Annotated in this window: 10 protein-coding genes and 1 tRNA gene; all 11 read left to right on the plus strand. The window is 40.7% G+C overall.

The genetic code is table 11. From position 1 onward, the window contains the following. Positions 1-335 precede the first annotated feature (335 nt). Positions 336-2,486, plus strand: a complete 2,151-nt coding sequence (locus BM097_RS15280) for a Tex family protein (RefSeq protein WP_090552362.1) — start codon at positions 336-338, stop codon at positions 2,484-2,486. A gap of 304 nt (positions 2,487-2,790) precedes the next feature. Further along, entirely contained in the window at positions 2,791-3,297 is a 507-nt protein-coding gene (locus BM097_RS15285; RefSeq protein ID WP_090552366.1) for a YcxB family protein, read from the plus strand. Beyond that, entirely contained in the window at positions 3,294-3,725 is a 432-nt protein-coding gene (gene tsaE, locus BM097_RS15290; RefSeq protein ID WP_090552370.1) for a tRNA (adenosine(37)-N6)-threonylcarbamoyltransferase complex ATPase subunit type 1 TsaE, read from the plus strand. The genes BM097_RS15285 and tsaE overlap by 4 nt, the downstream gene beginning before the upstream one ends. A 1-nt stretch (position 3,726) precedes the next feature. Beyond that, positions 3,727-4,437, plus strand: coding sequence for a tRNA (adenosine(37)-N6)-threonylcarbamoyltransferase complex dimerization subunit type 1 TsaB (gene tsaB, locus BM097_RS15295; RefSeq protein ID WP_090552373.1), 711 nt, complete (start codon positions 3,727-3,729; stop codon positions 4,435-4,437). Next, on the plus strand, positions 4,437-4,883 hold the full coding sequence (rimI, locus tag BM097_RS15300) for a ribosomal protein S18-alanine N-acetyltransferase (protein ID WP_090552378.1): 447 nt from the start codon (positions 4,437-4,439) through the stop codon (positions 4,881-4,883). The genes tsaB and rimI overlap by 1 nt, the downstream gene beginning before the upstream one ends. Positions 4,884-5,220: 337 nt before the next feature. Next, entirely contained in the window at positions 5,221-6,132 is a 912-nt protein-coding gene (locus BM097_RS15305) for a ribonuclease Z (protein ID WP_090552381.1), read from the plus strand. Position 6,133: 1 nt separating this feature from the next. Further along, positions 6,134-6,718, plus strand: a complete 585-nt coding sequence (locus BM097_RS15310; protein ID WP_090552385.1) for a DUF6715 family protein — start codon at positions 6,134-6,136, stop codon at positions 6,716-6,718. Further along, the gene (tsaD, locus tag BM097_RS15315) at positions 6,708-7,733 is read left to right on the plus strand and encodes a tRNA (adenosine(37)-N6)-threonylcarbamoyltransferase complex transferase subunit TsaD (RefSeq protein ID WP_090552389.1); all 1,026 of its coding nucleotides are present in this window, start codon (positions 6,708-6,710) and stop codon (positions 7,731-7,733) included. Before BM097_RS15310 ends, tsaD begins: the two co-directional genes overlap by 11 nt. Position 7,734: 1 nt before the next feature. Next, positions 7,735-8,424 carry a 2-C-methyl-D-erythritol 4-phosphate cytidylyltransferase gene (gene ispD / locus BM097_RS15320; RefSeq protein WP_090552392.1) on the plus strand — a complete coding sequence of 230 codons (690 nt, stop codon included), beginning with the start codon at positions 7,735-7,737 and terminating at the stop codon, positions 8,422-8,424. A gap of 140 nt (positions 8,425-8,564) precedes the next feature. Further along, a tRNA-Ser gene (locus BM097_RS15325) sits at positions 8,565-8,650 on the plus strand. Positions 8,651-8,717: 67 nt separating this feature from the next. Beyond that, a complete protein-coding gene (locus BM097_RS15330; RefSeq protein ID WP_090552396.1) occupies positions 8,718-9,740 on the plus strand; it encodes a threonine aldolase family protein in 1,023 nt (340 codons plus the stop codon). The last annotated feature ends 402 nt before the right edge of the window (positions 9,741-10,142 follow it).

The raw sequence follows: 10,142 nt of genomic DNA on the forward strand, positions 1-10,142 counted from the left end.
TCAGTGTATTGGTGAATCAATCGGTTTGGTAATGCCCATGATCGCGGAGCATCAACAACCTCGCATAAAAGAATTCAGTTAGAGATGATTTGTTGCGACCCAACTGCCAATGGGAAACCATGAACTCTAACAAACAGCTAGTGGGTTTGAAGTTAACTTCCGTGCCAGGGGAACTGACTATTAATGAAGTAACCATTAAGGCTCAACAAGGAGTGAAAGAACTATTACCTGATTGACTCAAGGTCAATAATATCATGAGCATAACCAAACCGATTGATGGAGTTGTATAAATGTAAAAACTTAGTAACAAAATATATATTACGAGGAGTTACAACATGGATATTACTAAACAGATAGCATCAGAACTTCAGGTTCGTGTAGGACAGGTTGATGCTGCAATTAAGTTACTTGACGAGGGAAACACAGTTCCATTTATTTCTCGATACAGAAAGGAAGCAACAGGCGGTCTCAATGATGAACAGCTTCGTGCTCTCTCTGAAAGATTAACGTATTTACGTAATCTTGAAGAAAAGAAGGCAACCTGCCTTGCATCAATCGAAGAGCAGGGACTTTTAACAGAGGAATTAAAAAAGGCAATTTTAGAGGCAACCACACAGGTTGCAGTAGATGATTTATATCGTCCATATCGTCCAAAGCGCCGTACCCGTGCAACTATCGCAAAAGAAAAGGGCTTAGAGCCACTTGCAAATATCATTATTCTTCAGATGACAGACAAGCCCCTTGAAGATGAGGCGCAGGCTTTCCTTAATCCTGAAAAGGATGTCAACACTCCAGCAGAAGCTATAGCGGGAGCATGTGATATCATTGCAGAATCTATTTCTGATGATGCGGATTATCGTACCTGGATTAGAGAAAAGACCTTCAAAAATGGTCGAATTGTTTCAAAGGCAAAGGATGCCGAGGCAGAATCAGTATACGAAAATTACTATGATTATGATGAAGCTGTTGCAAAGCTTCCAGGCCATCGTATCCTTGCTTTAAACCGTGGTGAAAAGGAAAAGATTCTTAAGGTCTCTATCGAAGCTCCTGTAGATGATATTTTACGTTACCTTGAAAAGAAGGTTATCAGCCGTGATAACGTAAATACGAATCAGGTATTAGCTTCAACCATCGAAGATGCCTACACAAGACTTATCGCACCATCCATTGAAAATGAAATCCGTAACAACCTTACAGAGATGGCAGAGGATGGAGCTATCAAGGTATTTGGAAAGAACCTTACACAGCTTCTTATGCAGCCTCCAATCGCTGGCCGCAACGTACTTGGTTGGGACCCAGCCTTCAGAACAGGCTGTAAGATTGCAGTAGTAGATGCTACAGGAAAGGTACTTGATACTACAGTAGTTTATCCAACAGCTCCACAGAACAAGGTTGAGGAGACAAAGAAGGTTATTAAGTCTCTCATCAAAAAATACAATGTATCACTTATTTCATTAGGTAATGGTACAGCCAGCCGTGAGTCAGAGCAGATCATTGTTGATATGTTAAAGGAGATTCCAGAAAAGGTTGAATATATCATCGTAAACGAAGCAGGAGCATCAGTTTATTCTGCCAGCAAGCTTGCTACGGAAGAGTTCCCTAATTTCGATGTAGGACAGCGTTCAGCAACTTCAATGGCACGCCGTCTTCAGGACCCACTTGCAGAGCTTGTAAAGATTGATCCAAAGTCAGTTGGTGTAGGTCAGTATCAGCACGACATGAACCAGAAAAAGCTTGATGAGACCTTAGCAGGTGTTGTAGAAACCTGCGTTAACGCGGTAGGTGTAGACCTCAACACTGCATCAGCATCTCTTCTTGAATATGTTTCAGGTATCAACAAAACTCTTGCTAAAAATATCGTAGAATACCGTGAAACAAATGGCCGTTTCAATTCCAGAGCAGAGCTTAAAAAGGTTCCAAAGCTTGGACCAAAGGCCTTCGAGCAGTGTGCAGGTTTCATGCGTATTACAGGTGGAAAGAATCCTCTTGATTCTACAGCAGTTCACCCTGAAAGCTACGATGCAGCAAAGGCTCTTTTAGAGAAGCTTGGATACAATACAAAGGATATTGCAGCAGGTACACTTAAGGATATCCACAAGAGTATTTCTGATATTAAGGCTTTATCCACAGAACTTGGTGTTGGCGAGATGACATTAGAGGATATCGTAAAGGAACTTGAAAAGCCAGGTCGTGATCCACGTGAGGATATGCCAAAGCCTATCTTAAAGAGTGATGTTCTCGAGATGAAGGATTTAAAGCCAGGAATGCAGCTTAAGGGTACAGTCCGCAACGTAATTGATTTCGGTGCCTTTATCGACATCGGTGTACACCAGGACGGACTTGTACACATCTCTCAGATGACAGACCGTTACATCAAACATCCACTTGAGGTTGTATCGGTAGGTGATATTGTAGATGTAGAGGTAATGTCCGTAGATGAAAAGAAGGGCCGCATCGCCCTCACTATGAAGCTTAATAAAAAATAGCCTTCTCCCTCTGGGAGAAGGTGTCTGCGCAGCAGACGGATGAGGGTGTATCCTTATTGTAATCATATACATAAATAATATGTTGAAATTGTTATAATTCAACAAAATGTGTATGCAAACAGTCTTTTCAATTGACAATTATCAACAACACTCCTATACTGTTCATTAGTTAGAGAAAGTTACAGCCAATGTGCTTTTTAGGAGAAATGGGATAAGAGCGAGTCGTTAGGGGTTTCGACTCGCTCTATTTTTATTTTCTTATAAAATATGATAAAATAAAAAATAATTGGGAGATTAATGGAATATGGGACAGAATATTAAATTCAGTGTAAAAATAAAAGAGGACGATTTATATCGTTTCAATTTACATCATACTTATAGTACCTCGCAGGGATTAATATCAGTAATATTGTTTGCACTTCTTATAGTTGTGTGGATATTACGCTTCCCTGTACTATCGCCTATTTACAGGCTGTTCTATCCGCTCATGGCGGTGATTTTCTTGATCTATATTCCTCTTTCACTCAAGCTTAGAGTGAAGGCTCAGATGCAGCAGGAGGTATTCTCATTTCCTCTCACATACGAGCTCAAGGAGGATGGCATTTGGATTTCTTCACCATCAGCAGAAGAACCTGCAGTGCTTCCATGGCAATACATTTATAAAGTTGCTACCTGGAAGGACTACCTGCTTATTTACAGCAATAGGGTAAACGCCTATATCCTTCCAAAGGCTGATATCAGCGGCCAGTATCAGGATATAGTTGAATATATTAAAACACATGTAGAGGATTATAAATTACAAATAAAATGATAGAAATAATTGAAACAAATTCACCAGAAGAAACAGAGGCGCTTGGCATCAGACTTGCAAAAGCAGCCAATCCAGGTCAGGTATTTACTCTCATAGGAGATTTAGGTGTAGGCAAAACAGTATTCACCCAGGGCTTTGCAAAGGGCCTTGAAATAGATGAACCTATCTGTAGCCCTACCTTTACTATAGTTCAGGTATACGATAGTGGTCGTATGCCATTTTATCATTTTGACGTATATCGTATAGGCGATATCGAAGAGATGGATGAAATTGGCTATGAAGATTACATCTATGGTGATGGCGTATCTCTTATCGAATGGGCTAATCTTATTGAGGATATTTTGCCAGATAACTACACACGTGTTACCATAGAGAAAAATTTAGAAAAAGGATTTGATTATCGTAAGATTACGGTAGAAAGTATTTAACATGATGATTTTAGGAATAGACGGTTCAGGCCTTGTTGCATCAGTTGCAATTGTTGAAGATGGCAATTTAATTGGTGAGTACACAACAGGCTACAAGAAAACACACTCTCAAACATTACTACCTATGCTTGATGCTTTAAGCACCATGGTAGAATTAGACTTAAATTCAATTGATGCTATAGCTGTTGCAGCAGGCCCAGGTTCTTTCACAGGCCTTCGTATCGCATCAGCCACAGCAAAGGGCCTTGGCCTATCACTTGGCTGCCCTATCGTTTCAGTGCCTACAGTTGATGCATTAGCATTCAATCTTTGGGGCAACACTGGCATCATCTGTCCAATCATGGATGCAAGACGTGGCCAGGTATACACAGGCTTATATTCATTTGCATCAGATGGAAGCTTTAATGTACTTAGAGAACAATGCGCAGTAGATTTCCATGATATTGCAGCAGATATTAATGCTAGAGGAGAAGCTGTTACCTTCTTAGGTGATGGCGTCCCTGTATTTGAGGAATTAATCAAGGAGCTACTTACAGTGCCTTACAGATTTGCTCCAGCTCACCTTAATCGTCAGCATGCCTCTAGTGTTGCAACACTTGGCTCAATTTATTATGCCCAGGGCGAATGTGACACAGCAGCAGATCATCGCCCAGAATATTTACGTTTATCACAGGCGGAAAGAGAGCGTCTTGAAAAGGAAGGAAAAGCTTAATGGCTTTCACATATAGATACGCCACAGAATCAGATGTAGATGCTATCGTTGCCATTGAAGAGGCAGCAATGAGCGCCCCTTGGAATCGTGATAATTACCTTGAGGCTATTAATTCGGAGCATGCCTTTATTCTGGTGGCCGCCGAAGCTGATGTCATCGCAGGCTTCGCCGTTTTTTACCTGACTCCACCCGAATCAGAACTACCCGATATCGTAGTATCTGAAAAATATCGTGGTCAGGGTATCGGCAGAGCTTTATTGAGTGAGTCAATAGCTCTCTTAAAAGCCCAAGGCATAGACACAATCTTCCTAGAGGTTAGGGTAAGCAACACACCTGCCCGCACCCTCTACACCCACACCGGCTTCGTAGAAATCGGCAAACGCAAATACTTCTATTCCAACCCCATCGAAGACGCCATCTGCATGTCATATCGTATGGAAGAATAACGTATAGCGGAAAATGCCGGCATAAGACGATTAAAGATAGCTTGTAGTTCACAATATTATATACTCTGTAAGGAGCATTTTAGCGACTGGGCGTATATAATATATGCTTGCATAAGAAGATTAAAAATAGCTTGTAGTTCACAATATTATATACTCTGCAAGGAGCATTTTAGCGACTGAGCGTATATAATATATGCCTGCATAAGAAGATTAAAAATAGCTTGTAGTTCACAATATTATATACTCTGAAAGGAGCATTTTAGCGACTGGAAGAGTATATGATATTGTGAGCGTAACAAGCGAGAGAAAGACTAAAGTAACTTGAAAGGATTTATAGATGTTAGATGTTTGTTTGTTGGGAACAGCTGGCATGATGCCACTTCCTAATAGATGGCTTACCTCCTGTCTCTTTAGATTTAATGGAGAAGGATTACTCATAGATTGTGGCGAAGGCACCCAAGTAGCCTTGAGAGAAGCAGGCTTCTCTCCAAATCCTATTTCAGTGATTTGCCTCACCCACTTTCATGCCGACCACGTCAGTGGTCTCCCAGGCTTCCTACTATCCATGGGCAACTCAGATAGAACAGAGCCTGTCACAATTGTTGGTCCAAAAGGGCTAGAGCGTGTGGTCAATGCACTTCGTGTAATTGCCCCAGAACTTCCCTTTGAGATAAAGTTTCATGAATTGCAGCAGGATGAAGAATTCTTTGAAATCCTAGGGTTCCACATCCATGCATTCAAAGTAAATCATAATGTGCTTTGCTATGGCTATTCAATCGATATTCCTAGAAAAGGAAAGTTTGATGTAGAAAAAGCCAGAGAGCTAGGCCTTCCTGTTACCATGTGGAATCCTCTCCAAAAGGGAAATACAGTGGAGTTTGATGGCCAGACCTTTACACCAGATATGGTTATGGGACAGGCAAGAAAGGGCCTTAAGGTTACCTATTGCACCGATACCAGACCTACAAAATCCTTGGTGGAGGCTGCTGAAGGCTCAGACCTTCTTATCTGCGAGGGGATGTATGCAGAAGAGGAAAAGCTTGCAAAAGCACGACAAAACAAGCACATGACATTTTATGAAGCAGCAAAGGTGGCTAGGGATGCCAATGTAAACGAGCTTTGGTTGACACATTTTTCGCCATCTATGACGGGACATAAAAGATACATGAAAGCGGTCTGCGATATTTTCCCACAGGCCAAGTTGGGGGAAGACGGCAAGTTTCTAGAGCTTGATTTTGCGGAGGAGTAGTATGAGAAAGGCGATACGAATAGGAATTGCTATAATTTGTATGGTGACACTTGTTGTGGGGTACTATGCGTATTTGTCACGTCGAAATGATTCTGCAGCAGCAGATTCAAATGTTGAACTTTCAGAGGTTCAAGCTATTACATCGAAGAATTTTGCGAAGGAATATCCTGCTACACCGAGAGCAGTTGTTAAATGGTATAATCGAATAATTACAGCCTACTATACGGAGGAATATTCTCAAGAAGAGCTTGAAAAAATGGCAGACCAGGCTAGAATGCTTATGGATGATGAATTATTAAAATACAATCCAAAGGATACATATTTGGCAAGCCTTGCTCTTGAGGTTGAGGATTATCGAAATCGTAGTAGAGTCATTGTTTCAAGTACTGTCAGTGATTCAAAGGAAGTTCAGTACAAAAAGGTTAATGGTTATGATTGCGCTTTCCTTACCACCTATTATTTTATTAGGGAAGGAAGCTCCTACGATAGAACCTACGAAGATTTTTGCCTTAGAAAGGATTCTAATGGCAATTGGAAAATCCTCACATGGAGGCTGTCTACAGAGGATGAAATAAATGGATACTAAAGAAATAAAAATACTTGCAATTGAAAGCTCCTGCGACGAAACAGCAGCAGCTGTAGTTATAAACGGAAGAGATGTTAGAAGTAATGTTATATCTACACAGATACCACTTCATACTCTTTATGGCGGAGTAGTCCCAGAAATTGCATCAAGAAAACATATAGAAAGAATCAACCAGGTTATAGAGCAGGCTCTTGAGGATGCAGATATGGCATTAGAGGATATGGATGCTATCGCTGTTACCTATGGCCCTGGTTTAGTTGGAGCACTTTTGGTTGGTGTTGCCGAAGCAAAAGCGATTGCATTTGCTCAGAAAAAGCCACTCATTGGTGTTCATCACATCGAAGGTCATATCAGCGCCAACTATATCGAAAACAAAGAGCTTGAGCCACCATTTTTATGCCTTGTTGTATCTGGTGGTCATACTCATCTTGTAAGAGTAGTGGATTATGGTAAATACGAAATACTTGGACGTACCCGTGATGATGCAGCGGGAGAAGCCTTCGATAAGGTAGCCCGTGCTATAGGCTTAGGCTATCCAGGTGGTCCAAAAATCGAAAAGGCAGCGCACGAGGGCAATCCTCAGGCTATCACCTTTACTCGTCCAAAGGTTTCAGATGGAGTATATGATTTCTCCTTCAGTGGACTTAAATCACAGGTTCTCAACTATATCAATGGCGCCCAGATGAAGGGTGAAACTGTAAACGATAAGGATATAGCGGCCTCATTCCAGCAGACAGTTATTGATACATTATGCGATCATGCAGCACTTGCTATTGATGAGTTTGGCATGGATAAATTCGCTATCGCAGGTGGAGTTGCGTCTAATCAAACTCTCCGTGCAGCTATGGAAAAAATGTGCCAGGAAAAGGGTGTAAAATTCTATCACCCATCACCAATACTATGTACTGACAACGCTGCCATGATAGGTGCAGCGGCCTACTATGAATTCCTAGCTGGCAAACGCGATGGTTGGGATTTAAATGCTATTCCAAATTTAAAATTAGGCGAACGATAATATGAACAAATTTACAGCAATAGTTCTTGCAGCCGGTAGTGGCAAGCGAATGGAACAGGACATTCCAAAACAATATATGCGACTTGGCGATGCACCTCTTATGGTGCATTGTTTGCGTACCTTTCAGGAAAGCAAGGTAACACAGATTGTACTTGTTGTTGCTCCAGGTGATGTAGAAAAATGCCGTCAGGAAATCATCGAAAGATATCATATCGATAAATGCGTAGCCATCGTTGAAGGCGGAGAGGAAAGATACAATTCTGTCTACGCTGGCCTTCAGGCTATAAATGATGGATACGTTTTGATTCACGATTGCGCTAGGGCCTTCGTGACTGTTGATATTATTCATAGATGTATGTCGGCGGTAGCACTATATGAATCATGTGTTGTTGGTATGCCTTCAAAGGATACAGTAAAGCTCACCGATTCCCATCGAAAGGTACTGGATACGCCAGACAGATCAAATGTCTGGATTGTTCAGACACCACAATGCTTTGAGTACAATCTTATTCGTGGAGCCTATGATAAAATTATCGCTGACGCAGACACATCTATAACAGATGATGCAATGATTGTAGAAAAGGCTACAGACCATGATGTCCATATGATAGAAGGGTCTTACACCAACATTAAAGTAACTACTCCAGAGGACGTTGCTTTTGGCGAAGCAATCCTAAAAAGTAGGCAGTAATCAACTGTTAAAAATGCCAGTAAAATCGGTACATTGTCACAATTTTCTGAATATAAAATTTTTCGAAAAAACTTCTGAAATTCAGTTGACATAACGGGTTGGCAATGATATTATACTATTCGTGTTCGAGAGATACACATGCAGAGGTATCGAAGTGGTCATAACGAGGCGGTCTTGAAAACCGTTTGTCCGCAAGGGCGCGTGGGTTCGAATCCCACCCTCTGCGTTACATAAGGCAATCGCGAAAGCGGTTGCCTATTTTTGTATATCCAGGTATTTGAGGAGGTAATGTTATGTTGTATTTTTCATGTGATTATGCAGAAGGTTGTCATCCAAAGGTTTTAGAAGCTCTAACTGAAACAAATATGGAATCCACTCCAGGTTATGGCGAAGATATATATTGTGAGAGGGCAAAGGAAAAGATTAAGAGCTATATCAATTGCCCTGACGCAGACATATACTTTCTTGTAGGTGGCACCCAGACCAATCAAACGGTAATAGATTCTATGCTGTCCAATTATGATGGAGTAGTAGCTGCATCCACAGGTCATGTGGCAGTCCATGAAGCAGGTGCCATCGAATACAGCGGACACAAGGTTATAACATTACCTGGTCACGAAGGAAAGCTAGATAGCAACGAACTAAGACAGTTCTTAATGGATCATTATGCAGATGATAGTGCAGAACACATGGTTAATCCTGGAATGGTATATATATCCTTTCCTACGGAGTACGGTACTCTCTACTCTAAAGCAGAGCTAGAGGCCCTTTCTTCTATATGCAATGAATACCAGATTCCTTTGTTTATTGACGGAGCTAGATTAGCTTATGGCCTCGCTGCATCTAAGGATGTAACAATAGAAGATATAGCTCGTTTATCTGATGTATTCTATATTGGTGGAACAAAGGTTGGCGCTCTATTTGGAGAAGCTGTAGTATTTACTAAACATAACACTCCTAAGCACATGGTTACTCAAATCAAACAGCACGGCGCTCTATTAGCTAAAGGTAGATTATTAGGAGTACAGTTCGATGCCATTTTTACAGATGATCTATATACTCAAATGGGAAATCATGCAGTTAAATGTGCAGATGAAATACGAAAAGAATTGAAAGCTAAAGGCTACAATCTATACATGGAAAATCCTACCAATCAAATATTTGTAATCATGGATAACTCTGCCCTAAAAACCTTCGGACAGAAGGTATCATACGGCTTCTGGGAAAAGTATGATGATAGCCATACTGTAATAAGAATTGCCACCAGCTGGGCTACCACAGAAGCTTCTGTTGAGGCTTTGAAAAAAATCCTTTAAAAATATCAAAAAGTTGTTGACAGTGTAGGGTCTGTTTGATATTATAAACAAGCTGTCGCGAACGGGTAGCAAACATAACAAATGTGTGATTTTACTACTCATTATCGGCAACGAAAAATAGTAAAAAGTGCTTGACAAAATGTCAGTCAGATGTTACTATTTACAAGCTGATTCGAAAGAACAGCAAGCCTTGAGTTTCTAAAGAAATTCGAGAAAATAAAATAAAAAAAGTTGTTGACAAAAAGCTTCAATCGTGATACTATAAACGAGTTGCTGCTAAGGGCAACAACAAAACGAAGATTGATAACTGAACAGTGAAACAAACCTTGAATTAATACAAGTTTTTAAAACATGTATCCTTGAAATTCATTTAAGTTTCTTAATGAAACGAAACCTTTATTA

It is taken from the genome of Pseudobutyrivibrio sp. OR37, assembly GCF_900113655.1.
Lineage (GTDB): Bacteria > Bacillota > Clostridia > Lachnospirales > Lachnospiraceae > Pseudobutyrivibrio.

What these genes read in the sequence shown, in the direction of transcription:
- ispD (WP_090552392.1), top strand. Translation starts at nt 7,735, where the DNA reads ATGAACAAATTTACAGCAATAGTTCTTGCAGCCGGTAGTGGCAAGCGA.
- BM097_RS15330 (WP_090552396.1), top strand. Translation starts at nt 8,718, where the DNA reads ATGTTGTATTTTTCATGTGATTATGCAGAAGGTTGTCATCCAAAGGTT.
- BM097_RS15280 (WP_090552362.1), top strand. Translation starts at nt 336, where the DNA reads ATGGATATTACTAAACAGATAGCATCAGAACTTCAGGTTCGTGTAGGA.
- BM097_RS15310 (WP_090552385.1), top strand. Translation starts at nt 6,134, where the DNA reads ATGAGAAAGGCGATACGAATAGGAATTGCTATAATTTGTATGGTGACA.
- tsaE (WP_090552370.1), top strand. Translation starts at nt 3,294, where the DNA reads ATGATAGAAATAATTGAAACAAATTCACCAGAAGAAACAGAGGCGCTT.
- BM097_RS15285 (WP_090552366.1), top strand. Translation starts at nt 2,791, where the DNA reads ATGGGACAGAATATTAAATTCAGTGTAAAAATAAAAGAGGACGATTTA.
- tsaD (WP_090552389.1), top strand. Translation starts at nt 6,708, where the DNA reads ATGGATACTAAAGAAATAAAAATACTTGCAATTGAAAGCTCCTGCGAC.
- BM097_RS15305 (WP_090552381.1), top strand. Translation starts at nt 5,221, where the DNA reads ATGTTAGATGTTTGTTTGTTGGGAACAGCTGGCATGATGCCACTTCCT.
- rimI (WP_090552378.1), top strand. Translation starts at nt 4,437, where the DNA reads ATGGCTTTCACATATAGATACGCCACAGAATCAGATGTAGATGCTATC.
- tsaB (WP_090552373.1), top strand. Translation starts at nt 3,727, where the DNA reads ATGATGATTTTAGGAATAGACGGTTCAGGCCTTGTTGCATCAGTTGCA.